Raw genomic sequence first — 23,005 nt, 5'->3', positions numbered from 1 at the left:
CGCCGCACGACGGGAGGAGGGCCGTTGGCGGGGGTGGGTGAGCCGTTGTCCCGGCGGACGCCGGTTGGGAAGACGATCAGCTCGAAGGACTCCCACCCCCGGCCATCCACTGTGCTGCCTTCACAGGGTAATTGCAAGTAATGTGCAATAACCCCTGCCACCGGCGGCCGGACGACCCCCCGGTCCGGTGGCCGAGTGTGCTCCGGCTCATCACCGAACGGCTCCAACGGCGGGCCGCACCCCCGCCGGCACCCGAGGACTCCTGATGGCGACCTCAGAGCATCCGCTCGGCCGTCGCCGCCCGTGCTCGCAGCGCGTCAGCCTCCTCGTGCTGCCCCCGGGCAGCCAGGATCCGGGCCCGGTACTCCATCGCGTACCCGTCGCCCAGTTCCTCCGCGCGCAGGAACGCCTGTACGGCGCGCTCCAGGTCGCCGCGGTCCCGGAAGGCCACGCCCAGCGCGGTGATCGGGAACGCCTCGTCCTGCGCGAGGATCACCGACGCCCAGCGCTCGACACCAGCCGCATCGCCACGGTCGAGCGCCTGCTTGACGAGCCCCAGCATGGCGTCCGGATCGCCGAGCGCCGCGACCTTCTCCCAGACCACCTGTGCGCGGTTCGCGTCACCGGCCACCGCGTGCAGCATCCCCAGGTTGAAGCCGGCAACCACGTTCCCGGCCGCCCACGCCCGGCCCCACCAGCGCAGCGCGCCGGCCCGGTCACCCTTCAGATGCAGGGCCGTCGCCAGGTGCCCCATCGCCACATCGTCGCCCAGCTCCGCCTCAGCCGTCAGCTCGGCCAGCTCCTCGTCCGGCGGCATCTCGGCGGCCCTGCCAGCCGGCAGCCGTACCGATACCAACTCCTCGTCGGGCTCCGACCGCCGACGGAACCACCGAGCCATCAGTGACCACCCCCGTGCCACGGCCACGCCGATCCCCGGCATGCCGGAAAGCGAACATCCGCCACCCGGCGATCATGCCAGTCCCGACGCTGAACGATGGCTCGCCAAGCCTCGCGCTCACTCGCCGGCTGAAGCGCGCGGTCACACCGATCCTGCTCCGCCCCTGGTCCGGAACCGCTGGTCAGGACTGGGATCCGGGCGAAACGAGGTGAGACGAACCACGCAAAACGACCATCCGGCGTGACCAGTGTTCGAACACAACGAAACAGCCCCTGATCTGCGCTTCCGCAGATCAGGGGCTGTTTTCTATCCTGTGGCTGGTGCAGGGTTCGAACCTGCGTAGCTTGCGCGACAGATTTACAGTCTGCTCCCTTTGGCCGCTCGGGCAACCAGCCAGGATTTTCGCCTCCCGGGGCTCTCGCCCTGTTCGACTTGGTAAACCATACCTGATCCCCGGGGGTGGTCCGCCACTCGGTAGATCACGCGACGATCGAGAACCGCCGCGCGACTGTCGCGGGCGGGGCCGGGGTGGCGCTGGATAGGCTTGGGCGGCGGGCGCCCGGTGGGGCGGGCCGTGCCAGTGAAGCCAGAGCATCAAGGAGACCAACACCCATGGCCGACTCCAGTTTCGACATCGTCTCGAAGGTCGAGTGGCAGGAGGTCGACAACGCGATCAACCAGACCTCCCGTGAGATCGCCACCCGCTTCGACTTCAAGGGCGTGGGCGGCGAGATCAGCCGCTCGGGCGAGAAGATCGAGATGAAGGCCAACGGCGAGGAGCGCGTGCGGGCCATCCTGGACGTGCTGCAGACGAAGTTCGTCAAGCGCGGCCTGTCGCTGAAGGCTCTGGACGCCGGGGAGCCGCAGCTGTCCGGCAAGGAGTACAAGATCTTCGCGAACATCAAGGAGGGCATCACCACGGAGGATGCCAAGAAGGTCGCGAAGATCATCCGGGACGAGGGCCCGAAGGGCGTCAAGGCCCAGGTCCAGGGCGACGAGCTGCGCGTCAGCTCCAAGAGCCGCGACGACCTCCAGGCCGTCCAGGCCCTGCTCAAGGGCAAGGACCTGGACTTCGCGATCCAGTTCGTGAACTACCGCTAGTCGACCGCCGCTCCCCGCCCTCGGGACCGGACGGCACGGCCCCGCTCCCGGATCCGGGGGCGGGGCCGTTCGCGTCGGTGGGACCTTTCGCTTCGGTGCGGCGGGTCAGCTCGGCGCAGCGGGTCAGCGGGCGGCGGGGTGGGGGTGGGTGGCGGCGGTCAGGACCCTCGCCTGGCCGCGCAGGGTGTCGAGTTGCCCCTGGAGGCCCGCGGGTGCGGAGCCGGGGCGCCTGGGCGGGGCCGGCGTGGTCACCGGCGGTGTGCGGTCGCCGTCCGGACGTAGCCACCGCGGGTACGCCGAACGGCGGCACGTCGTGCTTTGACACCCCGTCGGATCGTCCGGGGCTCAGCCGGCCGCCCAGGCGGCGGTGCTGCGGTGCGCCCCCAGCCCGACCGAGGCGAACTCGTCCACCCGCCCGGGCTCGACGTACCCGCCGAGCCGCCGCAGGACCCGGGAGATCGGCGTGCCCTCGGCCGGTGCCGGCTCGAACTCGCCCATGGTGAGCGGCCCCAGGACGACCCGGCCGTCCGACCAGACGGCGGCCCGCTGGGTGCCGTTGCCGCCCCAGAACTCGGCCTCGACGCAGGCGATCGGACCGGCCTTGGACCAGGCGGCGAGCCGGAGTTCGAAGCCGTCCGGGTGCCAGCCGAATCCCGCCCCGCTGCCGGACTTGGGCACGACGCCGTCGCCCTGGAGCGCGGCCAGCACGGCGGAGGTGACCGGGATCAGCGCCAGCCCTTGCGCCAGCGGCACCACCCGGGCCACCGGCACTTCCGCCGCCGCCACCGTCAGCAGCTCCAACGTGCCTATCAGCGCTTGGAGTTCATACGACATGCCGGACATGGTGTCCCACCACACCGACAGTAGGCGCGGAATTTATGATTCCGTGCCCGGCCGAAGACCGTAGAGCAGGTGAAGAGGTGACGTCCACGGCGTCATCGACAGTACTCGGAGCTTCCGCCGCCAGCTCGTCGAGGATCTCCTGCAGTTGGGCGTGCAGCCGGGCCGGCCGCTCCGGGCGGATCCGCAGCGCGAAGTTCGCGAACAGGCCGGACGGAGTGCCCGAACCGTCCTACGACTGGCCGAAGTCCCAGCCGTCCGTCGGCCACTTGGCTGCGGAAGTCGCCGCGGACCCGGTCGAGCGTGGCCAGCATCGCGTCGTACGCCCCGGAGCGGGCCGGGGAGTCGGTGGTGAACATCTCCGGGGCGAGCCGGATCGAGTCCTGGGCGACCCGGTAGCGGCTCTCCACGGTGCCGGAGACCAGCCGGGTGCCGGCCACCAGGATCAGCCCGGCCTTCTCCAGCTGCTCGATGTGCCGGTAGAGCTTGGTCTGCGGCTCACCGAGCTCGGCGGCGAGCTCCTTGGCGGTCCGCGGGCGGTCCTCGGCGGACTTCAGGGCGCCGAGGATGGCGAGGCGCAGCGGGTCGGCGAGCGGCTTCAGCGCCGCGACATCGACACCCAGCTGACCGCCGATCACCCGCACGGGCGCATGCCGCATGCGGAGGACGGGGCAACCGGGTGAACTGACCGGGTACGGCCTGCCCCCGGGGTCCCTCCCGGCGGCACACCCCGCGCAGCCGACCGGGGCCGTACCGGAGGAGGACCGATGAGTTCCACGGACGCGTGAGTTCCATGGCCGCGTGAGTTCCCCGGGCTCGCCCCACCCGGTCCGGGAGAGCCCGCCGGGGTGTCCCTGCCGCCGACCGCGCCGATCTCCGCCGAGCCGGCCTCCGGCCGGGAGGGCGGGATCCACCGCCGGGCCCCGGAGGGCCTGTCGAAGCCGCTCGGCTTCGCGGCCGTCTGGTGCCAGTGGGGTCGTGCACCGGGATCGTCGGCGCCGGTCCGCTGATCCTCGGCTGCTGATCCCGTACCTGTTCCGGCGGCTGCGCAAGCCGGGTCGGCGCTCGCCTGGGGCCACCGCCAAGCCAGCCGTCCAGGAGGCCCAGGAGGCCCAGGAGCTGCGCGGCGCCGTAGGAAGCACGTCGTCCTGACCCGGAATCCGTCCGATGGTCTCCCGGCACCGCCGGGGGTCTACGCCAACAACCGCTGACTGTGGTGCAGTTGAACATCCAAGGAAGTGCAGGAAGCAGTTCGTCCGGCCCCCGAGGAGGCAGAACCGTGACCCGTCCGTTCACCACCGAGGACCACACCGCCCGGATGGCCCGGGCCACCGCCGAGGCGACCGCCGCCGGTCTGGCCGGCCTGGTGGTCGCCCCCGGCCCCGACCTGACCTACCTGTGCGGCTACCAGCCCACCGCGATCACCGAGCGGCTCACCGCGCTCGTCCTCAGCGCGGGGCGCCGCCCCGCGCTGATCGTCCCCAAGCTGGAGCGCCCGGACGCCGAGAAGGCGGTCGGCGCCCCGGCCGTCGACCTGCTCGACTGGTCCGACGGCGAGGACCCGTACGCCACCGCCGGCCCGCTGTTCGACCCGGCCGGGCGCTACGGCATCTCCGACAACGCCTGGGCGATGCACCTGCTCGGCCTCCAGTCCGCCCTTCCCGGCACCGTCTTCACCTCGCTCACCGAGACCCTGCCGATGCTGCGCGCGGTCAAGGACGCCGAGGAGCTGGCCCGCCTGGCCGCGGCCGGCGGCGCCGCGGACGCCGCCTACCGGAGCATCCTGGAGGTCGCCTTCGCCGGCCGCCGGGAGACCGACGTGGCCGCCGACCTCGGCGCGCTGCTGATCCAGTACGGGCACAGCCAGGTCGACTTCACCGTGGTCGGCTCCGGCCCCAACGGCGCCAACCCGCACCACGAGGCCGGGGACCGGATCATCCGGCCCGGCGACACCGTGGTGCTGGACTTCGGCGGCCTCAAGGACGGCTACGGCTCCGACACCACCCGCACCGTGCACGTCGGCCCGGACGCCCCGGCCGAGGTGCGGAAGGTGCACGACCTGGTCCGGCTCGCCCAGCAGACCGCCTTCGAGGCGGTCCGGCCCGGGGTGAGCTGCCAGGAGATCGACCGGATCGCCCGCCGGGTGATCACCGAGGGCGGCTACGGCGAGTACTTCATCCACCGCACCGGCCACGGCATCGGCATCACCACCCACGAGCCGCCGTACCTGGTCGAGGGCGAGGAGCGGCCGCTGGTGCCCGGCATGTGCTTCTCGATCGAGCCGGGCGTCTACCTGCCGGGGCGGTTCGGGGTGCGGATCGAGGACATCGTCACCGTGACCGCGAACGGCGGGCGGCGCTTCAACAACACCCCGCACGACCTCGGCATCGTGGCCTGACCCGCCTGACCCGCCTGCCCACCTGCCCGCCTGCCCGCCTGCCCGCCTGCCCGGCGAGATTTGACCCAAGCCTGCGATTTTCTTACGAGGCGGTCATAGTTCACCCAGAGTCCTCCAAGCTTGCGTTGCTAGTTTCAGTGAGCATGACGAAGCTGCTCAGCCCGGCCCCACCGCCCCCGGTGCGGGCCGGACGACTGCGCCCCGCGACCGCCCCCGACCACCGAACCGGCCTGTCGAGACTGCGGCTGCTGGCCTGGCCGGCCTACCTGACCGGCTTCGTCTGGTTCCTGGCCACCCAGGGCATGGCCTTCGCCAACGACGTGGTGTTCCTCTGGCTGATCGGCGCCCTGCTGACCGCCGCCCTCCACAGCGGCCACGGCCCGCGCGGCTTCCTGCCGGTGCTGCGCGACTGGATCCCGGTGATGGCCGTGGTCTGGGTCTACTCCCTGCTGCGCGGCTACGGCGCGCACACCCCGTGGGCCCCGCACTGGCTGCCCCAGCTGCGCGCCGACGAGGTGCTCGGCCTCGGCGAGACCTGGACCGTACGGATCCAGCACGCGCTCTACACCCCGGGTTCACCGCACTGGTACGACTACGCGGCGACGGCTGTCTACCTCTCCCACTTCCTCGTGGTCTTCGTCCTGCTCGCCGTGCTCTGGCGGCGCTCCCACCAGCGCTTCCGGCAGCTGCTCGCCTGCTACTTCACGCTGACCTTCGCCGGCTTCGCCACCTACCTGCTCTACCCGGCCGACCCGCCGTGGCTGGTCGCCCAGCAGGGCAACCTGCCGCCGCTGCACCGGGTGGTCTGGGAGACCATCTCCACCATGGGCCTGCCGCAGGCCGACTCGCTGCTGGAGAACGGCAGCCAGTTCGCCAACGACGTCGCCGCGATGCCCTCGCTGCACTCCGCCTACCCGGCGATGCTGCTCTTCCTCTTCTGGCCGACCGCCGGGCCCCGGCTGCGGGCGCTGCTGGTCGCCTATCCGCTCGCGATGGCGTTCACCCTGGTCTACGGCGCCGAGCACTTCATCGTGGACATCCTCGCGGGCTGGACGTACGCGGCCGTGGTGGTCCTCGGCCTGCGGTGGCTGCGCGACCGGCGGGCCGATCGTCCCAGCCCGAGCGGTCTCAACGCCCACTACACCCCGGACGCGCTGGCCGCCGAGTTCCGCAGGCTCCGGGAGAGCGTCGAAGACTAGGCGGCGCTCAGCCCGGCCGGCAGCGGCAGCGCGCGCAGTTCGCGGATCAGCGCCCGGACGGCGGGCGTCCCGGCCAGCTCGGGCGTGGTGACGTACCCGACGAAGCGGCTGGGCGGCCGGGGGCCGAGGTCGGTGACGGCCAGCCCGGGCGGGGCGCCGAGCAGCGCCGTCCGGGGCATGATCGCCATGCCCAGGCCCTGGGCGACCAGCGAGAGCGCCACCGTGTCGTCCTCCGCGTCGACGGTCGCCGGCGGGAGCCAGTCCTGCCGCCGCCACCAGTCCCTGGTGTAGGAGTCGCAGTTCTCGGCCCAGTCGACCAGCGGCAGTCGGCGGGGCTCCGGGTGGTCCTGCGGGTGCGCGAGGGCGTACGACTCCCGGTACAGCCGCACCGCGATCAGGCCGGGGACGGGCGGCGGGCCGCCCGCGTCCAGGGTGGCCAGCCCCAGGTCGGCGCGCCCGTCGGCGACCTCGCCGGCGGTGCCCCGGCCGAGCTCCCGGACGATCCGCACGTGCGGGGTGAGCCCGGGGTGCTCGGCGGCCAGCCGGGCCAGGACGGGCGGCAGCAGGTGGGCGGCGGCGCTGCGGAAGGCGGCGATCCGCAGCGTTCCGGTCACCGTCCCCGCCGGGCCGGCGCCGGCACCCCGTACCTCGGGGCCCATCACGGCCAGCCCTGTTCGTCTCGGCCGCGGCCGGCGGCGTCGGCACCGCCGCGGCCGGATCGCCCGGCTGCTCGGCGCCGGACGGATCGTCGGCAGCACCGGCTCCGCCGCCAAGGCCGCCCACCTCACCGAGCACCTCGGCTTCGACGCCGCCTTCGACCACGACGGCCCGATCGCCGACCGGCTGCGCGAGGCCGCCCCGGACGGACTGCACGTCTACCTCGACAACGTCGGCGGCGCCCACCTGGAGGGCGCGATCGGCGCGATGCGCGACCACGGCCGGATCGCCTGGTGCGGCGCCGTCGCCCAGTACGACGACGCGAAGAACCCGCCGGCCGCGCCGCGCAACCTCTACGACGTGGTCGGCAAGAGCCTGCGCCTGGAGGGCTCCCTGGTCCGCAACCACCTGGACGCCCGCCCCGAGCTGTACGACTTCCTCGTCCCGCACCTGCGCTCCGGCGCCCTCGTCCCGGACGAGACGGTCGTGGACGGCTTCGACCGCGTGGTGGACGCCTTCCTCGGCATGCTGCGCGGCGCCAACACCGGCAAGATGATCGTCCGGATCGGCGACTGACCCGCCCGCTCAGAGCGGGGTGACGGCCTTCAGCACCACCAGCAGGGCCACCGCCGCGTTGAGCGCGCACAGCGCCGAGGCGGCCGTACCGACCGCGGCGACCATCGCCGCCAGGCCCGCCGGGGTCTTGGCCGGCGGCCAGTTGCGGGCGGTCGGCACCGGGCCGAGCAGCGCCGCCACCCGGCGCGGCACCGGGCCGGGCTGGGCGGCGGCCGGGGCGGCGAAGGCCGCGAAGCCCGGCGCCGGGGCGGCGTGCGAGACCAGGGCCGCCCGGGCCACCGCCCTGGCGGTGATCCGCCGGTCCCCCACCGCCTGGGCCGACTCCTCGTCCGCCCACCGCTCCGCACTGAACGCCACCGCCTCCTGCAGCGGCCGCAGGAACGGGTTGACGCAGGCGGCGAGCTGGGTGGTCAGCAGGTAGCGGTGGTGACGGTGGCGCAGGTGCGCCCGCTCGTGCGCGAGCAGCGCCTCGCGTTCGTCCTCGGCCAGCCCGTCCAGCATCCCGGTGGACACCACCACCCGCCCGGGCGAGCCCGGCAGCGCGTAGGCGTACGGACTGCGGTCCGGCAGCACCGCGAGGCCCTCGGCCCCGGCCGGCCCCTCGGGCAGCCCGGCCAGGGCCCGGCGGGCCCGGGAGCGGACCCGCAGGTGCCGCACGAGCGTCCGGCCGCAGGTGAAGCCGACCAGCACCAGCAGCCACATCGCGGCCGTGCCGACCGTCTCGTGGTACGGCAGCGCGTGCCGCACCACCGGGTCGGACCAGCTGTCCGGCAGCGGGTTGCCCGGGATCTGCGCGGTACCGACCACCCCGATCAGCCCCAGGCAGAGCACGCTGCACACCGCCATCACGGCGCTGATCACGGTCATCAGCCGGGTCGCGCCGCGCGGGTGCAGGTGCTGCTCGGTCAGCCGGGCGATCGGCACCGCGGTCAGCGGCAGGATGAGCGGGAGGAAGACGAAGAAGCCCACGGGTCAGCTCTCACGGTCGGCCGCTGCCGGATCCGCGGACGCGGCGTCCAGCAGCGCGCGCAGCAGTTCCTCGTCGTGCGGCAGCAGCGCACTGACGAAACTGGCCAGGACGGCGTCCCGGTCCGCCTCGCCGTCGAGCATCCGGCGCATCCGCAGCGCGGCCAGCCCGGCGGCGTCGGCGGAGGCCTGCCACAGGTACGAGCGGCCGGAGCGGCTCCGGGAGACGGCGTTCTTGGCGTGCAGCCGGGACAGGATGGTCATCACCGTGGTGTACGCCAGATCGCCCTCCAGGCGCTCCTGGACCCACCCCGCGCTGGCCGGACCGGGCGCCTGCTGGAGCACCGCCAGCACCTGCGCCTCCAGCTCGCCCTGGCCACGCCTCCGGGCCGGCGCGTCCCCGGACGCCGGGGCGTGCCTCTGGTCTGCCATGACGGCCCACTCCCTCCGGATGCCGCGCCCCGGACCGACGCGGGGCGCGTGGTCATCCTAACGAGCGCGGGGATCCTCCGGACGGCTCAACGCGAGGGTTCGGGCCCGCACGACGGCGCCGGGAGGCGTCCTCGGACACGGCCGCACCCGGGCCCCACAGGCGGGCCCTACGCCCGGGCCCGCTGGGTGACCGCGATGCAGACCAGCACCACCACCGCCGTCACCGGCGCGGCCACCGGCAGGTCCTCCCCCAGCAGCAGCACCGACCAGACCAGCGTCAGCAGCGGCTGGGCGAGCTGCAACTGGCTGGCCCTCGGCACACCGATCGCCGCCATCCCCCGGTACCAGAGCACGAACCCGCCGAGCTGCGAGACCGCCGCGATGTACACCAGCCCGGCCAGCGCCCTCGCGCCGAGGTGCACCGGCTCCGCGGCCAGCCCGTACCCGGAGGTCAGCACCATCACGGGCAGCGCGGCCACCACCGCCCAGGCGATCACCTGGGCGCCCGGGAGCTCCCGGGCGAGGCGCCCGCCCTCCGCGTACCCGGCCGCGCAGATCAGCAGGCCGACGAACAGGTAGAGGTCGGCGGCGGTCGGCCGGCCATGGCTCTGCAGCAGGGTGAACGCGAGCACGGCCGCCGCCCCGGCCAGCGCCGCCGCCCAGAACGCCCGGGACGGCCGGCGGCCGGTGCGCAGCGCCGCGACCACCGCCGTGGCCAGCGGCAGGACGCCGATGACCACCGCCGAGTGGGCGGTCGAGGAGGTCCGCAGGGCGAGCGTGGTGAGCAGCGGGAAGCCCAGCACGCAGCCGGCCGAGACCACCAGCAGGCCGGGCCACTGCCGCCGCTTCGGCAGCGGGGCGGCGGAGGCCAGCAGGTACAGCCCCGCCAGCACCCCGGCCAGGGCGCCGCGCAACCCGGTCGAGGTCCACGGGCCGAAGCCGGTCAGGGACCACGCGGTCGCCGGGAAGCTGAGCGAGAAGGAGGCCACCCCGAGGGCGGCGAGGGCGGTGCCGGAGGCGGGACCGCTGCCCTGCGGTGCTACCGCCGCAGGGTGGATAGCGCTATCTTGTGCCGTCATGAACGAGCGTAGCAGCGTGGCCGAACTCGCCGACAGCCTGCGGCGGGAGGTCGAGCGCTACCCGGAGGGACGAAAGCTCCCCTCCAGCCGGGCCCTGATGGAACGCCACCAGGTCAGCCCGGTGACGGTCTCCCGCGCCATCGCGGTCCTGGTCGCCGAGGGGCTGGTGGTCTCCCGGCCGGGCGCGGGGGTGTTCCGGGCGGCGGCCTTCGCGGCGGCCCCCGACAGTCCGGCGGCACCGGCCGCGCGCCCCGGCGACCTCTCCTGGCAGGAGGTCGCGCTCAGCGCCGACTCCGGCCCGCGCGACCTGCTGGCCGCCCCGGTGTTCGCCACCCTCCGGGTGCCCCCGCCCGACGTCGTCGACCTCAACAGCGGCTACCCGCACGCCTCCCTGCTGCCCGAACGGCTGCTCGCCGCCGCCCTCGCCCGGGCCGGCCGCCGCCCGGGCGCCTGGGACCGCCCGCCCACCGACGGCCTCACCGAGCTGCGCGGCTGGTTCGCCCGCGACATCGGCGGCCACGCCGGACCGATCAGCGCCGGGGACGTCCTGATCACCTCCGGCGGACAGGGCGGCCTCACCGTCGCGATGCGCTCGCTCGCCGCACCCGGTTCACCGGTGCTGGTCGAGTCGCCGACGTACTCGGGCATCCTCGCGGTCATCCGGGCCGCCGGACTGCGCCCGGTGCCCGTGCCGATCGACGCCGAAGGCGTCCGCACCGAGCTGCTCGCCGACGCCTTCGAGGCCACCCGGGCGCGGGTGTTCGTCTGCCAGCCGCTGTTCCAGAACCCCACCGGCGCGGTGCTCTCGCCCGCGCGGCGGGCGGAGGTGCTGCGGATCGCCCGCGCGGCCGGGGCCTTCGTGATCGAGGACGACTTCGCCCGGCTGCTCGTCCACGCGGACGCCCCGGCGCTGCCGCGCCCGCTCGCCGCCGACGACCAGGACGGCGTCGTCGTGCACCTGCGCTCGCTCACCAAGGCGGCCTCCCCCAACCTGCGGGTCGGCGCGCTCACCGCGCGCGGCCCGGCGCTCGCCCGGCTGCGGGCCACCCAGGTGGTGGACAGCTTCTTCGTGCCCCGGCCGCTCCAGGAGGCGACGCTGGAACTGGTCTCCGACCCCGCCTGGGCCCGCCACCTGCGCACCCTCGGCGCCGAACTGCGCGACCGCCGCACCGCCGCCGTGGCCGCCCTGCACCGCGAACTGCCCGGCGTGCTCGACGCCTACCGGCCCGGCGGCTACCACCTGTGGCTGCGCTTCCCGGACGGCACCGACGACGCCGCCCTCGCCGCCACCGCCCTGCGCGCCGGCGTCCAGGTCACCCCCGGCCGCCCCTACCACGCCGCCGAACCCCCGGCCCCGCACCTGCGCCTCAGCTACGCCGCCGCCGACAGCCCCGCCCAGGTGGCGGAGGGCATCCACCGGCTGCGGACCGCCTACGGGGAACTGGCGGGCTGACCCCCGCCCCACCCGGCAGACCCCGGCGCCGACTCCCGGGCTCCAACACCCCGGCCCCGGCGCGGCGAGGACTGGGTCGCGCCGGTACCCCGCCATCCGCTCCAGCCGGGCGATCCGCTCCGCCATCGGCGGGTGGGTCGAGAACAGCCACAGCCCCCGACGAGTCCCGGGCCCCACCCCACCCGGCCCCAGCGGCCGACCCCTACCGCCGGTACCCCGCCATCCGCTCCAGCCGGGCGATCCGCTCCGCCATCGGCGGGTGGGTCGAGAACAGCCGGGCGCCCGCCTCGCCCGGGCGGAAGGGGCTGGCGATCATCATGTGGCTGGCCGTCTGCAGCTGGGGCTCCGGCGGGAGCGGCAGCTGGCGGGTGCCGGCGTCGAGCTTGCGCAGTGCGCTGGCGAGGGCGAGCGGGTCGCCGGTGATCCGGGCGCCGTCCGCGTCGGCCTGGTACTCCCGGGAGCGGCTGACGGCCAGCTGGATCAGTCCGGCGGCGATCGGCCCGAGGATCATGATGGCGAGCATCCCGAACAGCCCGGGGCCGTCGTCGTCCTCGTCCCGGCCGACCGGGATCAGCCAGGCGAAGTTCACCAGGAACATCACCACCGAGGCCAGCGCCCCGGCGACCGAGGAGATCAGGATGTCCCGGTTGTAGACGTGGCTCAGCTCGTGCCCGAGCACGCCCCGCAGCTCGCGCTCGTCCAGGATCTGCAGGATGCCCTCGGTGCAGCAGACCGCCGCGTTGCGCGGGTTGCGGCCGGTGGCGAAGGCGTTCGGGGCCGGGGTCGGGGAGATGTAGAGGCGGGGCATCGGCTGGCGGGCCGAGGTGGAGAGCTCGCGCACGATCCGGTACAGCCCGGGCGCCTCGAACTCGCTGACCGGGCGGGCCCGCATGGCCCGCAGCGCGATCCGGTCGCTGTTCCAGTAGGCGTAGGCATTGGTCCCGAGGGCGACCAGCAGGGCGATCACGAAGCCGGTCCGACCGAAGAAACTGCCGATCACCAGGATCAGCGCCGAGAGGCCACCGAGCAGGACGGCGGTCCTCAGTCCGTTGTGCCGGCTGTGCACGGCGACCCTCCAGTGGTGCGGCGGGGAAGCCCTTTCTGCCTCGTCCCTCTTGCCCGGTCAACGGGTGGGGGCCGAGGCCTTGTTCCCTTGTGACCGACGCGACACCCGTACGGGCCCCGGCCGACGACCGCAGGACCCGGCTCAGAACAGGCTGCCGCCGGCCACCTGGAGGACCAGCTGCGGGGCGACCGAGAGCACCACCGCCGCCGAGGCGGTGAGCCCCAGCGTGGCGGTCAGGCTGACCGGCAGCCGCGGCGCGGCGCCGTCCGCGACCGCCGCCGCGGCCTCCGCCGGGGCGAACAGCCGGGCCGTCCACAGCAGGTAGTAGTACAGGGCGACGACAACGTTGACGGCCATCACCACGGCCAGCCACCCCAGCCCGGCGTCCACCGCCGCCCGGAACACCACGACCTTGCCGAACAGGCCGATCACGCCGGGCGGCAGACCGGCCAGGCAGAGCAGGAAGAAGGCCAGCGCGAGCGCCGTCCAGCGGTTGCGGGCGAACAGGCCGCGGAAGTCGTCCACGCTGGTCCCGGCCCGGCGGCCGACGGCGGCGACGACCCCGAAGGCGCCGAGGTTCACCACACCGTAGATCAGCGCGTACGCGGCGGTCGCGCCGAGCGGGTCGGCCCCGGTGGGCGCGTACCCGGCCGCGGCGAGCGGCACCAGCAGGTAACCGGCCTGGCCGACCGAGGACCAGGCGAGCAGCCGCACCGCGCTGTACCGGGTGTCGAAGCGCTGCCGCAGCGCGCCGACGTTGCCGACGGTCATGGTGGCGGCCGCCAGCACGGCGAGCGCCAGGCCCCAGGTGTGGGCGTACGGGCGGAAGGCGATGGTGGTGGCGAGCGCGAGCCCGGACAGGCCGGCCGCCTTTCCGACCACCGAGAGGTAGCCGGCCACCGGCAGCGGGGCGCCGGTGTAGGTGTCGGGCACCCAGAAGTGGAACGGGACGGCGGCGACCTTGAAGGCGAAGCCGACCAGGGTCAGCACGGCCCCCGCCTCGGCCAGCGGCTTGAGCTGGCCGGGGGCGTGCTCCAGGCCCTGGGCGACGGCCCCGAGGTGCAGACTGCCGCTCGCCGCGTAGACGAAGCCGATGCCGAGCAGCATCACCGCGGTCGCGGTCACCGAGGAGACGAAGAACTTGAGCGCGGCCTCCGCGCCCCGCCCGTCCCGGCGCAGCGCGACCAGCGCGAAGGCGGGCAGCGAGGCGACCTCCAGGGCGATCACCATGGTGGCGAGGTCGCGGGAGGCGGGCAGCAGGGCGGCGCCGGTCGCGCTGGAGAGCAGCAGGAACCAGTACTCGCCGCCGGGCAGTTTCTCCCGGTCGACGGTGTGCATCGACAGCAGCGCCGCGATCAGCGCGCCGCCGAGGGCGAGCAGCTGGAAGACCAGCGCGAAGTGGTCGGCGACGTACGAGCAACCACCCACGGCGGAGCCGCTGATCGATGGGGTGTCAGTGGCCCCTGCTACGTTCCGGACACAGAAGGTCGCCCGGGGTGACCCACCGGTCAGCGGAAGGAGTGCGATGAGGGCGAGGGCGAGCCCGGCCGCGGTGAGGCGGCCGAGCCACTTCTTGTGCCGCTCGGGCAGGAACAGGTCGGTGACCAGCACCGCGAGGGCGGCCACGGCGGCGATCAGCGGGGGCGCGATCGCCACCCAGTCCACGGACTGGATCAGGCTGCCCGGGTTGGCTACGGCGAGGGAGGTCACAGTGTGCTGCCCCGTGGAGTGAGGTCCGAGTGCGGCGGTGTGGGCTGCGAGCACGGTCAGCCACCCCCGAGGAGGCGCTTGACGGCAGGGTCGGAGAGGCCGAGCAGGAGTGCGGGCCAGAGCCCGGCCACCAGCGTGAGCGCGGCCAGCGGCGTCCAGCTGACGGCTTCGTACGGGCGCAGGTCGGCCGGCTGCCTCACCGGCGCGGGCTGCTCGGGGTCGCCCATGCAGACGCGCTTGACCACGATCAGCAGGTACGCGGCGGTGAGGAGGGTGCCGAGGCCGGCCAGGGCCATGTAGGTGACGAAGGCGGGGCGCGACAGGCCGGCGGCCGGGTCGAAGGCGCCGAACATGGCGAGCAGCTCGCCCCAGAAGCCGGCCAGCCCGGGCAGGCCGAGGCTGGCGACGGCGGCGAAGGCGAGCAGCGCGCCGATCCGGGGTGCCCGGCCGTACAGGGCGGCGCCGGTGGCGCCGGAGAGGGTGTCGAGGTTCGCCGTGCCGTAGCGGTCCTTGACGGCCCCGACCAGGAAGAACAGCAGACCGGTGATCAGACCGTGGGCGATGTTGGCGAACAGCGCGCCGTTGACGCCCACCGGGGTGAGGGAGGCGATGCCGAGCAGCACGAAGCCCATGTGGCCGACGGAGGAGTACGCGATCAGGCGCTTGAGGTCGCCCTTGGATCCGGGGCGGGCCAGCGCCAGGCAGGCGAGCGAGCCGTAGACGATGCCGACGGCGGCGAACGCGCCCAGGTAGGGGGCGAGCGTCGCGGTGCCGCCCGGCACGATCGGCAGCAGCACGCGGACCAGACCGTAGGTGCCCATCTTCAGCAGCACGCCGGCGAGCAGCACCGAGCCCACCGTCGGAGCGGCGGTGTGCGCGTCGGGGAGCCAGCTGTGCAGCGGCCAGGCGGGCGCCTTGACCGCCAGCCCGACCATGATCGCCAGCGCGGCGATCACCTGGGTGGTGTGGCTCAGGCCGTTGCCGTGCCCGGCGGCCAGCGCCTGCATGTCGAAGGTGCCGGCCTTGCTGCCGATCAGCAGGAAGCCGAGCAGCATCACGGCCGAGCCGAGCAGCGTGTAGAGGATGAACCGGTTGGCGGCCGGGGTCTTCGCGCCGCTCCCCCAGCGGGCGATCAGGAAGTACATCGGGACCAGCACGATCTCGAAGGCCAGGAAGAAGAGCAGGAGGTCCAGCACCGCGAAGGTGGCGAGCATGCCGACCTCGAGGAGCAGGAACAGCCCGACGAAGGCCTGCGCCGAGGGCGCGTTCTCCCCGTCCGGCAGCCGCTTCTCCGAGTACAGCGCGCAGAGGAAGGTGAGCAGTGCGGTCAGCACGATCAGCGGCAGCGAGACGCCGTCCACGCCGAGGTGGAAGCGCACGTGCAGGGCCGGGATCCAGGACACGTCGGTGGTGGCCTGCATCCGGGCCGGCGCGTCGTGGTCGAAGCCGGCCGCGAGGGCGACGGAGACCAGGAACACCGCGCCGGTGACCACGGAGTTCAGCCGCAGCGCGCGCCGGTCGGCGACGGCCCGGTCCGGTCCGAACACCGGCGCCAGGGTGAGCGCGGCGCCGAGCAGTGGCAGCACCAGGAGGGCGATGAGGACCGCGTTCATCGGGGGCTCCTTGTGGCGGTGAACGGGACGGGGGCGGAGGGGAGCAGCACCGGCTACACCGCCACCAGGACGGCCAGCAGGACGACCCCGGCGAGCAGCGCGCTGAGGTAGGTCTGCGCGTTGCCGGTCTGCGCGAGCCGGACGGCCCGACCGAGCAGGTTGGCGCCGATCCCGCTGCCCTGGACGTAGCCCTCGACGACCTCCCGGTCGAGGAAGCGGACCAGCTGGGCGGCGGCGGCCACCGGGCGGACGAACAGCGCGTGGTACAGCCGGTCGACGCCGAAGCCGTGCCGGGCCGGGCCGAACAGCGGGCCGAGCAGGGTGCGCCCGGGGTCGGCGACGACCACCTCGGCGACCGGGGCTCCGGCCTGTCCGGGCACCCGGCCGACGGCAGCCGGAGCGGGACGGCCGGTGGCCAGCCGCGCGGTGGCCGAACGCCAGGCGCCGTACGCGGCGAGCACCCCGACCACGGCGAGCCCGATGCCGGTCACGGCGGTGACGCCGGTGGGTCGCAGCGAGCCGCCGTCCAGCAGTGCGGGCAGCCAGTCCGAACGCAGCCCGGCGATGCCGAAGGCCATGGTCGGGACGGCCAGCACCCAGAGCGGCCAGCGCATCGCGGGCGGCTCGGCGATGGCCGGGTCGGCCTCGTCCAGCTCGGGCGAGTACGGCGCGTCGGCCTCGTGGTCGGCCACCACCGTGGCCCGGTCGGCGGAGGGCAGCACCTCGGGTGCCGCCGCGGCGGCCCCGGCCGGGCTGTGGAAGGTGACCAGGAACAGCCTGGTCGCGTAGGCGCCGGTGAGCAGCGCGGTGAGCCCGGCCGAGATCAGCACGATCCAGCCGGCCGTCTGCGGCACCGCCGAGGCCGGTCCGAGCCCGTTGGTCAGCGCCTCGCCGTTGGCGGCGTGCTCGGCGGCGGTCAGCACCGCCTCCTTGCTGAAGAAGCCGGAGAACGGCGGCAGCCCGGCCAGCGCGACCAGCGCGATGCCCGTCGTCCAGTAGGCGTCCGGCACCCGCTTGCGCAGCCCCGGGATCCGGGACATCGCGGAGATCGAGTTGGTGTGCGCGGCGTGGATCACCACACCGGCCGCCAGGAACAGCAGCGCCTTGAAGGCGCCGTGGCTGACCAGGTGGAACACCGAGGCCTCGCGGTCCCCGCTGGCCAGCGCGCCGGCCATGTAGCCGAGCTGGCCGACGGTGGAGTAGGCGAGCACCCGCTTGAGGTCGTCCTGGGCGAGCGCGCACAGCGCCGAGCCGATCATCGTCACGGCGGCCATCACCGCGAGCACGACCAGCGCCGCGCCCGACTGCAGGAACACCGGCATCAGCCGGGCCACCAGGTAGATGCCGGCCGCGACCATGGTGGCCGCGTGGATCAGCGCGGAGACCGGCGTGGGACCGGCCATCGCGTCCGGGAGCCAGGTGTGCAGCGGGAACTGCGCGCTCTTGCCGGCCACGCCGGCCAGCAGCAGCAGTGCGATCAGGGTCGGGTGGCCGAGCCTGCCCTCGCCCGCGGCCGCCAGCACGTCCGGGATCCGGAAGCTGTGGGCGTCCGTGCCGAGCAGGAAGATCCCGAACAGGAACGGCACGTCACCGAGCTTGGTGACCAGGAAGGCCTTGAGCGAGGCCGAGCGGGCGTCCGCGGTCTCCCAGTGGTGGCCGATCAGGAAGTACGAGCAGACGCCCATGACCTCCCAGCCGACCAGCAGCACGATGAGGTCGCCCGAGAAGACCACCAGGAACATCGCCGCGGTGAACAGCGAGACCAGCGCCGCGTACGAGGGGTAGCGCCGGTCCTCCTTCAGGTACGCGGTCGAGTAGACCTGGACGCAGGTGGCCACCACGCCGACCAGCACGGAGATCAGCGAGCTGAAGCCGTCCAGGTGGACGGCCAGCGAGATGTCCGGGCCACCGGTCGGGGTGAGCCGGGTGGCCGCGTCCAGGGTCCGGCCGGTGCCGAGCTGGAGGGCGACCACCAGGGCGAGCACGGCCGAGACGCCGACCGGGACGATCGCCAGCGGCCTGGTCAGCCCGGGCGCCTTCTTGCCGGTGGCCAGGGTCGCGGCGGCGCCGAGCGCGGGCAGCGCGGGGACGAGCGCGGGCAGGGCGAGGTTCATGCGGTGGCCCGGCCCTTCAGTGCCTCGGTGTCGTCCGGCGCTTCCTCGGCCAGCGTCTCGGCCGGGTCGCCGAGCGCGGTGGCCCGGTCGATGTCCGCGGTGCCCCGGGCCCGGAACAGCAGCAGGACGATGGCGAGCCCCAGCCCGATCTCGGCGGCGGCGACGGTGATGGTGAACAGGGTGAGCGCCTGCCCGGCGTGCAGCGAGTCGCGCAGCCAGGCGTCGAAGGCGACCAGGTCGAGGTTGACGGCGTTGAGCATCAGCTCGACGGACATCAGCACCAGGACGGCGTTGCGCCGGGCGAGCACGCCGTACACGCCGACGCTGAACAGCAGCGCGGCGAGGACGACGGGGTAGGCGAGGTGCATCAGCTCTCCTCCGACGCGGACGGCGCGGGCGGGGCGGACGGCGTGGCGGCCTCCGGTGCGGTGCGCGGAGCGGTCGCGGCGACGGTCCCGTTCGAGCCGACCGGCCGACCGGCCCGCACCTTGCCCGCCCGCGGCGCCGGCACCCGGCGCCTGGACCCGCGGGACAGCACGATCGCGCCGACCAGCGCCGCCAGCAGCAGCACGGACAGCGCCTCGAAGGGCAGCACCCAGTTCCGGAACAGGCTGGCCCCGGTGACGGCGGTCGAGCCGCCGCCCGCGCCGAGGTCGATCCAGGAGCTCCGGAAGGCGTCGACCACCAGCGTCACCAGCGTCCCGGCCGAGGCCAGCGCGACGACCAGGGCGGCCCAGCGGTTCTTGGAGTCGGCGTCCGGCGAGCGCCCGATCGGCGCCTTGGTGAGCATCAGTCCGAACAGCACCAGGACGATCACCGAGCCGAGGTAGATCAGCACCTGCGTCCAGGCGATGAACTCGGCCGTGAGCAGCAGGAACTCCACCGCCAGCCCGCCGAGCGCGACCACCAACCAGAGCGCGGCGTGCACCAGCTGCTTGGTGGTGACGGAGACGACCGCCGCACCGAGCACGGCGATGCCGACCAGCAGGAAGACGATCTCCTGGCCGGTCGGGGACAGGAACGAACGGGCGGCCGGCTCCAACGAACCGGTCGCCGCGAGGAGCGTGGCAGCCGCGGTCATGCGTCGTCACCCTTCTCCTCGAGAGCAGCCGCAGCCGCCGCCAGCTTGTCCGCCGCCTTGCGCGCGGTGGCGATCTCCTTGGGCTCCTCGGCCGCCGGGTCCAGCGCCGGCGGCGCCGGGACGGTCCACATCCACTCCCGGAGCTTCTCCCGCTCGTGGGTCAGCTCGTGGATGTCGGTCTCCGCGTACTCGAACTCCGGCGACCAGAACAGCGCGTCGAAGGGGCACACCTCGATGCAGATCCCGCAGTACATGCAGAGCGAGAAGTCGATGGCGAACCGGTCCAGCACGTTGCGGGTGCGGGCCCGCGCGTTCGGTTCGGCGGCCGGCAGCGTCTCCTTGTGGGAGTCGATGTAGATGCACCAGTCCGGGCACTCGCGCGCGCAGAGCATGCACACCGTGCAGTTCTCCTCGAGCAGCGCGATGACGCCGCGCGAACGCGGCGGCAGCACCGGCTGCACGTCGGGGTACTGGGCGGTGACGCTCTTCCTCGTCATCGTCCGCAACGTCACGGCCAGCCCCTTGGCCAGGCCGACACCCGGGAAACTCATGCGCCCACCTCGCTACGGTCGGCAGGGGCATTCGCCCGTACGCACCTGATGATGATTCGCTCTCCCCCAGCCTCCGGCCGGGGGTACCCCCATCGCTCGCTCATGAGATCGCCACCTTGATGATGCCGGTGAGGGCCAGCTGCACGAGCGCGAGCGGGATCAGCCCCACCCAGGCGAAGCGCATCAGCTGGTCCTCGCGCAGGCGCGGATAGGTGACCCGCAGCCAGATGACCACGAAGGCCAGCGCGAAGGTCTTGAGGAGCATCCAGAGCCAGCCGAGCTGGTCCGCCATCGGCCCGTGCCAGCCGCCGAGGAAGAGCACCGCCGTCAGCGCCGACACCACCAGGATGCCCGCGTACTCGGACAGCAGGAACAGCGCGAAGCGCAGGCCGGTGTACTCGGTGTACGCGCCGAAGATGATCTCCGAGTCGGCGACCGGCATGTCGAACGGCGGCCGCTGGAGCTCGGCCAGACCGGCCGTGAAGAACACGAAGGCGCCGATGATCTGCCAGGGCAGCCAGTACCACTGCCAGGCGTCCAGGATCCCGGGCAGCGACAGGGTGCCGGCGGCCATCGCCACGGAGGCCGCCGCCAGCACCATCGGCAGCTCGTAGGACATCAGCTGCGCGGCCGTGCGCAGACCGCCGAGCAGCGAGAACTTGTTCGCCGAGGCCCAGCCGGCCATCAGCTTGCCGATCACGCCGACGCCCATCACGGCCAGCACGAAGAACAGCCCGGCGTCGATCGCCTGACCGACGAAGCCGTCCGGTCCCACCGGGATCGCCAGCAGCACGAACAGGTAGGGCAGCAGCGAGACGGCGGGCGCCAGCTGGAAGATCCGGCGGTCCGCCCCGGCCGGGACGACGTCCTCCTTCTGCGCGAACTTCACGCCGTCCGCGACGAGCTGCGCCCAGCCGTGGAAGCCGCCCGCGTACATCGGGCCGAGCCGGCCCTGCATGTGCGCCATGACCTTGTGCTCGGTCTGGCCGATGACCAGCGGGAAGAGCAGGAAGACGACGAGGGTGGCGACGCAGCGGAGCACCGTGTCGAGCAGGTTCACGCGCCGTCTCCGTCCTGATCGGCCGCGCCGGCCGAGTTCTCGTGCTTGGCCCCGCCCGGTTCCTCGGTCGACGGCTCCTCGGCCGACGGCTTCTCGGCCGACGGCTCCTCGGCCGACGGCTTCTCGTCGTGGGCGGGCACCGGGTGGTGCCAGGGCGCGTCGGAGGACCGGGGCCGGACCGGAGCCGCGGACTCGGTGGCGGCAGGAGTCTCCTCGGCCGCCTGGCTGACCGACCCCTCGGACACCGACCGCGTCCGCCGCGGCCGGTCCGCCCGCACCGGTGGCGCACCCTCGACGGCGGCGGCCTCCGGAGCCGCGGAAGCCTCGGCGGCCGCCTGGCTCGCCGACCCCTCCGACACCGACCGCGTCCGCCGCGGCCGGTCCGCCCGCACCGGCGGCGCACCCGCACCCGCACCCTCGACACCGACACCGACACCGGCACCAGCGGCCGCAGCCGCAGCCGCGCCCGCCCGGGGCGTCCGCGCCGCCGCGCCCGCCGCCCGCGCACCGCGCGCGGGCCGCTCGGCGACCGGCGGCAGGGTGCCCTTGAGCGGCCCCCACTCGTTCGGGTCCGGCACACCGGCCGGCTGCATCTTGCGCCGGGCCGGCCCGCCGCCGTGGTCCGACTCTCCCGGCTCCTTGGCGCCCGGCCAGTCCTTGGCGACCCGCGCCGCGAGCACGAACTCCTTGCGCAGCGGGTGCCCCTCGAAGCCGTCCGGCAGCAGCAGGGTGGCCAGGTACGGGTGCCCGGGGAAGTCGATGCCGAACATCTCGTGGGTCTCGCGCTCGTGCCAGGCGGCGCCCGCGTACACCGCGACGGCGCTGGGCAGCGCGGCCCCGTCGCGCGGCACCCGGGTGCGCAGCGCGAGGTGGCGCACGCCCGGCGCCTCGGCGGCGGCCAGGTGGGCGACCACGGAGAAGCCCTCGGCGAGCTCGTCGACGGCGCTCAGCCAGTCGAAGAAGCCCAGGCCCAGCACGTCCCGGGCGCTGGTGAGCGCCTCGATCCAGCGCTCGGCCGGCACGTCGACGGTGATCAGCCCGTACGCCTCGGCGCCGGTCGCCCACTCCCCGACCGACGCCGCGTACTGCTCAGGCGTGGTCACGAGACCCCTCCCTCGGACGAACCGGCCGACGGACCGGCCGCCGGACCGCTCGAAGGCCCCGGCACCAGCGGACGGCGCAGCGCCGCCGCGGGCGCGGCGTAGCGGCCGGGCAGCGACTCGGCGGCGATCTTCTCCTGCAGCTTGAGGATGCCCTGGAGCAGCGCCTCCGGCCGGGGCGGGCAGCCGGGCACGTAGACGTCGACCGGGATGATCTGGTCCACGCCCTTGGTGACGGAGTACGAGTCCCAGTACGGGCCGCCGGAGTTGGAGCAGGCGCCGAAGGAGATGACGTACTTCGGCTCGGGCATCTGCTCGTAGAGGCGCTTGACGGCGGGCGCCATCTTGTCGGTGACCGTCCCGGAGACGATCATCAGGTCCGCCTGGCGGGGGCCCGGCGCGAACGGGATGACGCCCATCCGGATGAAGTCGTGCTTGGCCATGGACGCGGCGATGAACTCGATCGCGCAGCAGGCCAGGCCGAAGTTGAAGCACCAGAGGCTGTAGCGACGGCCCCAGTTGAGCACGACCTTGACCGGGTCGGGCGCGAGCCGGGCCAGCGGGCCGAGGCCGCGGTGCTCGACGGCGCCGGGGCGGGCGGGGTCGGGCAGGCCGAGCGGGACGGGACCGCCCTGGGCACCGTGCGAGTGGGTGTGCGTCACGTCCATTCCAGAACGCCCTTCTTCCAGGCGTAGAGCAGTCCGACCGCGAGGAAGCCGATGAAGAGGAACATCTCGATCAGCGTTGCGGCGCCGTACCCGGCGGCGGCGAAGACGGTCGCCCACGGGAACAGGTAGATCGCGTCGACCGCGAAGATCACGTACAGGAAGGCGTACACGTAGTAGCGGATCTGGGTGTGCGCCCAGTCCTCGCCCACCGGGTCCACTCCGCACTCGTAGGCGAGGAGCTTCTCGGGTGAGTACACCACCGGCCGCAGCAGGCGGTTGGCGGTGAACGCCACGGTGACGAAGAGCACCCCGACGACGGCCAGCAGGCCCATCGCGGCGTACGCGTCGAAGTAGCCGCTGCCGACCGCCGGGTCGGCCACGACGGCAGCCGCCTGCTGCCCCTCCATGCCTTCGCCTCCACCTCGGCCGTGAATCCGCCCTCT

Annotated in this window: 22 protein-coding genes, 1 tRNA gene and 3 pseudogenes; 6 read left to right on the top strand and 20 right to left on the bottom strand. The window is 73.8% G+C overall.

Translation table 11 applies throughout. The features are described 5' to 3' along the window. Nucleotides 1–274 precede the first annotated feature (274 nt). Both O1G21_RS22515 and O1G21_RS22510 read right to left on the bottom strand, forming a co-directional pair. Complete coding sequence (locus O1G21_RS22515; protein ID WP_270146423.1) at nucleotides 275–898, bottom strand: tetratricopeptide repeat protein; 624 nt, start codon at nucleotides 896–898, stop codon at nucleotides 275–277. Between the two features lie 314 nt (nucleotides 899–1,212). Next, nucleotides 1,213–1,293, bottom strand: a tRNA-Tyr gene (locus O1G21_RS22510). A 217-nt stretch (nucleotides 1,294–1,510) separates the two neighbouring features. Between O1G21_RS22510 and O1G21_RS22505 the strand changes: the two genes are divergently transcribed. Next, nucleotides 1,511–1,999 carry a YajQ family cyclic di-GMP-binding protein gene (locus O1G21_RS22505; RefSeq protein ID WP_270146422.1) on the top strand — a complete coding sequence of 163 codons (489 nt, stop codon included), beginning with the start codon at nucleotides 1,511–1,513 and terminating at the stop codon, nucleotides 1,997–1,999. A 123-nt stretch (nucleotides 2,000–2,122) separates the two neighbouring features. Here the strand turns inward: O1G21_RS22505 and O1G21_RS22500 are convergent, their stop codons facing one another. The 3 genes from O1G21_RS22500 to O1G21_RS22490 all read right to left on the bottom strand — a co-directional run bounded on the left by O1G21_RS22500 (nucleotide 2,123) and on the right by O1G21_RS22490 (nucleotide 3,498). Further along, the gene (locus tag O1G21_RS22500; protein ID WP_270146421.1) at nucleotides 2,123–2,251 is read right to left on the bottom strand and encodes a hypothetical protein; all 129 of its coding nucleotides are present in this window, start codon (nucleotides 2,249–2,251) and stop codon (nucleotides 2,123–2,125) included. A 93-nt stretch (nucleotides 2,252–2,344) separates the two neighbouring features. Then, nucleotides 2,345–2,833, bottom strand: a complete 489-nt coding sequence (locus O1G21_RS22495; protein ID WP_270146420.1) for a hypothetical protein — start codon at nucleotides 2,831–2,833, stop codon at nucleotides 2,345–2,347. A gap of 101 nt (nucleotides 2,834–2,934) precedes the next feature. Continuing rightward, on the bottom strand, nucleotides 2,935–3,498 hold the full coding sequence (locus tag O1G21_RS22490; RefSeq protein WP_270146419.1) for an ArsR/SmtB family transcription factor: 564 nt from the start codon (nucleotides 3,496–3,498) through the stop codon (nucleotides 2,935–2,937). 189 nt (nucleotides 3,499–3,687) lie between these two features. Between O1G21_RS22490 and O1G21_RS22485 the strand changes: the two genes are divergently transcribed. The 3 genes from O1G21_RS22485 (at nucleotide 3,688) to O1G21_RS22475 (ending at nucleotide 6,436) form a co-directional block, all read left to right on the top strand. Continuing rightward, on the top strand, nucleotides 3,688–3,849 hold the full coding sequence (locus O1G21_RS22485) for a hypothetical protein (RefSeq protein WP_270146418.1): 162 nt from the start codon (nucleotides 3,688–3,690) through the stop codon (nucleotides 3,847–3,849). 308 nt (nucleotides 3,850–4,157) lie between these two features. After that, nucleotides 4,158–5,237 carry an aminopeptidase P family protein gene (locus O1G21_RS22480; RefSeq protein ID WP_270151181.1) on the top strand — a complete coding sequence of 360 codons (1,080 nt, stop codon included), beginning with the start codon at nucleotides 4,158–4,160 and terminating at the stop codon, nucleotides 5,235–5,237. 143 nt (nucleotides 5,238–5,380) lie between these two features. Continuing rightward, a complete protein-coding gene (locus O1G21_RS22475; protein WP_270146417.1) occupies nucleotides 5,381–6,436 on the top strand; it encodes a phosphatase PAP2 family protein in 1,056 nt (351 codons plus the stop codon). On the opposite strand, the pseudogene O1G21_RS22470 reads toward O1G21_RS22475, so the two are convergent. Then, nucleotides 6,433–7,104, bottom strand: a pseudogene (locus O1G21_RS22470) (LysR family transcriptional regulator substrate-binding protein); the annotation flags it as partial. The gene O1G21_RS22475 and the pseudogene O1G21_RS22470 overlap by 4 nt on opposite strands. 2 nt (nucleotides 7,105–7,106) lie before the next feature. On the opposite strand from O1G21_RS22470, the pseudogene O1G21_RS22465 reads away from it, so the two are divergent. Further along, nucleotides 7,107–7,669: pseudogene (locus tag O1G21_RS22465) on the top strand (zinc-binding dehydrogenase); the annotation flags it as partial. Between the two features lie 9 nt (nucleotides 7,670–7,678). On the opposite strand, the gene O1G21_RS22460 reads toward O1G21_RS22465, so the two are convergent. The 3 genes from O1G21_RS22460 to O1G21_RS22450 form a co-directional block, all read right to left on the bottom strand. After that, the gene (locus tag O1G21_RS22460) at nucleotides 7,679–8,638 is read right to left on the bottom strand and encodes a M48 family metalloprotease (RefSeq protein ID WP_270146416.1); all 960 of its coding nucleotides are present in this window, start codon (nucleotides 8,636–8,638) and stop codon (nucleotides 7,679–7,681) included. A 3-nt stretch (nucleotides 8,639–8,641) separates the two neighbouring features. Continuing rightward, complete coding sequence (locus O1G21_RS22455) at nucleotides 8,642–9,067, bottom strand: BlaI/MecI/CopY family transcriptional regulator (RefSeq protein ID WP_270146415.1); 426 nt, start codon at nucleotides 9,065–9,067, stop codon at nucleotides 8,642–8,644. A 167-nt stretch (nucleotides 9,068–9,234) separates the two neighbouring features. Then, nucleotides 9,235–10,146, bottom strand: coding sequence for a DMT family transporter (locus O1G21_RS22450; RefSeq protein ID WP_270146414.1), 912 nt, complete (start codon nucleotides 10,144–10,146; stop codon nucleotides 9,235–9,237). Here O1G21_RS22450 and O1G21_RS22445 point away from each other — a divergent pair. Beyond that, nucleotides 10,145–11,509 (top strand): annotated as a pseudogene (locus O1G21_RS22445) (aminotransferase-like domain-containing protein); the annotation flags it as partial. The gene O1G21_RS22450 and the pseudogene O1G21_RS22445 sit on opposite strands and share 2 nt — an antisense overlap. A gap of 292 nt (nucleotides 11,510–11,801) precedes the next feature. Here O1G21_RS22445 and htpX read toward each other — a convergent pair. From htpX to O1G21_RS22390, 11 genes are all read right to left on the bottom strand, one after another. Next, a complete protein-coding gene (gene htpX, locus O1G21_RS22440) occupies nucleotides 11,802–12,665 on the bottom strand; it encodes a zinc metalloprotease HtpX (protein ID WP_270146412.1) in 864 nt (287 codons plus the stop codon). A 141-nt stretch (nucleotides 12,666–12,806) separates the two neighbouring features. Then, nucleotides 12,807–14,375, bottom strand: coding sequence for an NADH-quinone oxidoreductase subunit N (locus tag O1G21_RS22435; protein ID WP_270146411.1), 1,569 nt, complete (start codon nucleotides 14,373–14,375; stop codon nucleotides 12,807–12,809). Between the two features lie 56 nt (nucleotides 14,376–14,431). Next, nucleotides 14,432–15,988 (bottom strand): complex I subunit 4 family protein, encoded by a 1,557-nt coding sequence (locus O1G21_RS22430; RefSeq protein ID WP_270146410.1) that lies wholly within the window; start codon nucleotides 15,986–15,988, stop codon nucleotides 14,432–14,434. 53 nt (nucleotides 15,989–16,041) lie between these two features. Beyond that, a complete protein-coding gene (locus O1G21_RS22425; RefSeq protein ID WP_270146409.1) occupies nucleotides 16,042–18,102 on the bottom strand; it encodes an NADH-quinone oxidoreductase subunit 5 family protein in 2,061 nt (686 codons plus the stop codon). After that, complete coding sequence (nuoK, locus tag O1G21_RS22420) at nucleotides 18,099–18,470, bottom strand: NADH-quinone oxidoreductase subunit NuoK (RefSeq protein WP_270146408.1); 372 nt, start codon at nucleotides 18,468–18,470, stop codon at nucleotides 18,099–18,101. Before nuoK ends, O1G21_RS22425 begins: the two co-directional genes overlap by 4 nt. Beyond that, nucleotides 18,470–19,183 carry an NADH-quinone oxidoreductase subunit J family protein gene (locus tag O1G21_RS22415; RefSeq protein ID WP_270146407.1) on the bottom strand — a complete coding sequence of 238 codons (714 nt, stop codon included), beginning with the start codon at nucleotides 19,181–19,183 and terminating at the stop codon, nucleotides 18,470–18,472. The genes nuoK and O1G21_RS22415 overlap by 1 nt, the downstream gene beginning before the upstream one ends. Then, on the bottom strand, nucleotides 19,180–19,734 hold the full coding sequence (locus tag O1G21_RS22410; RefSeq protein WP_270146406.1) for a NuoI/complex I 23 kDa subunit family protein: 555 nt from the start codon (nucleotides 19,732–19,734) through the stop codon (nucleotides 19,180–19,182). The genes O1G21_RS22415 and O1G21_RS22410 overlap by 4 nt, the downstream gene beginning before the upstream one ends. Before the next feature lie 100 nt (nucleotides 19,735–19,834). Beyond that, the gene (gene nuoH, locus O1G21_RS22405; protein ID WP_405000696.1) at nucleotides 19,835–20,794 is read right to left on the bottom strand and encodes an NADH-quinone oxidoreductase subunit NuoH; all 960 of its coding nucleotides are present in this window, start codon (nucleotides 20,792–20,794) and stop codon (nucleotides 19,835–19,837) included. Further along, a complete protein-coding gene (locus tag O1G21_RS22400; RefSeq protein ID WP_270146405.1) occupies nucleotides 20,791–21,897 on the bottom strand; it encodes an NADH-quinone oxidoreductase subunit C in 1,107 nt (368 codons plus the stop codon). The genes nuoH and O1G21_RS22400 overlap by 4 nt, the downstream gene beginning before the upstream one ends. Then, nucleotides 21,894–22,562, bottom strand: coding sequence for an NADH-quinone oxidoreductase subunit B (locus O1G21_RS22395; RefSeq protein ID WP_270146404.1), 669 nt, complete (start codon nucleotides 22,560–22,562; stop codon nucleotides 21,894–21,896). The genes O1G21_RS22400 and O1G21_RS22395 overlap by 4 nt, the downstream gene beginning before the upstream one ends. After that, a complete protein-coding gene (locus O1G21_RS22390) occupies nucleotides 22,553–22,969 on the bottom strand; it encodes an NADH-quinone oxidoreductase subunit A (RefSeq protein ID WP_270146403.1) in 417 nt (138 codons plus the stop codon). The genes O1G21_RS22395 and O1G21_RS22390 overlap by 10 nt, the downstream gene beginning before the upstream one ends. Between the last annotated feature and the right edge of the window lie 36 nt (nucleotides 22,970–23,005).

Source organism: Kitasatospora cathayae (assembly GCF_027627435.1).
In the GTDB taxonomy this organism is placed as follows: Bacteria; Actinomycetota; Actinomycetes; order Streptomycetales; family Streptomycetaceae; genus Kitasatospora; species Kitasatospora cathayae.
The sequence above is the reverse complement of the archived record's forward strand: the minus strand, read 5'-3'. Positions and strand labels throughout refer to the sequence as shown.

Coding starts and splice junctions, on each gene's coding strand:
- O1G21_RS22515 (WP_270146423.1), bottom strand. CDS start 898: ATGGCTCGGTGGTTCCGTCGGCGGTCGGAGCCCGACGAGGAGTTGGTA.
- O1G21_RS22505 (WP_270146422.1), top strand. CDS start 1,511: ATGGCCGACTCCAGTTTCGACATCGTCTCGAAGGTCGAGTGGCAGGAG.
- O1G21_RS22495 (WP_270146420.1), bottom strand. CDS start 2,833: ATGTCGTATGAACTCCAAGCGCTGATAGGCACGTTGGAGCTGCTGACG.
- O1G21_RS22490 (WP_270146419.1), bottom strand. CDS start 3,498: ATGCGGCATGCGCCCGTGCGGGTGATCGGCGGTCAGCTGGGTGTCGAT.
- O1G21_RS22480 (WP_270151181.1), top strand. CDS start 4,158: ATGGCCCGGGCCACCGCCGAGGCGACCGCCGCCGGTCTGGCCGGCCTG.
- O1G21_RS22475 (WP_270146417.1), top strand. CDS start 5,381: ATGACGAAGCTGCTCAGCCCGGCCCCACCGCCCCCGGTGCGGGCCGGA.
- O1G21_RS22455 (WP_270146415.1), bottom strand. CDS start 9,067: ATGGCAGACCAGAGGCACGCCCCGGCGTCCGGGGACGCGCCGGCCCGG.
- O1G21_RS22450 (WP_270146414.1), bottom strand. CDS start 10,146: ATGACGGCACAAGATAGCGCTATCCACCCTGCGGCGGTAGCACCGCAG.
- O1G21_RS22430 (WP_270146410.1), bottom strand. CDS start 15,988: ATGAACGCGGTCCTCATCGCCCTCCTGGTGCTGCCACTGCTCGGCGCC.
- O1G21_RS22425 (WP_270146409.1), bottom strand. CDS start 18,102: ATGAACCTCGCCCTGCCCGCGCTCGTCCCCGCGCTGCCCGCGCTCGGC.
- nuoK (WP_270146408.1), bottom strand. CDS start 18,470: ATGCACCTCGCCTACCCCGTCGTCCTCGCCGCGCTGCTGTTCAGCGTC.
- O1G21_RS22415 (WP_270146407.1), bottom strand. CDS start 19,183: ATGACCGCGGCTGCCACGCTCCTCGCGGCGACCGGTTCGTTGGAGCCG.
- O1G21_RS22410 (WP_270146406.1), bottom strand. CDS start 19,734: ATGAGTTTCCCGGGTGTCGGCCTGGCCAAGGGGCTGGCCGTGACGTTG.
- O1G21_RS22395 (WP_270146404.1), bottom strand. CDS start 22,562: ATGGACGTGACGCACACCCACTCGCACGGTGCCCAGGGCGGTCCCGTC.
- O1G21_RS22390 (WP_270146403.1), bottom strand. CDS start 22,969: ATGGAGGGGCAGCAGGCGGCTGCCGTCGTGGCCGACCCGGCGGTCGGC.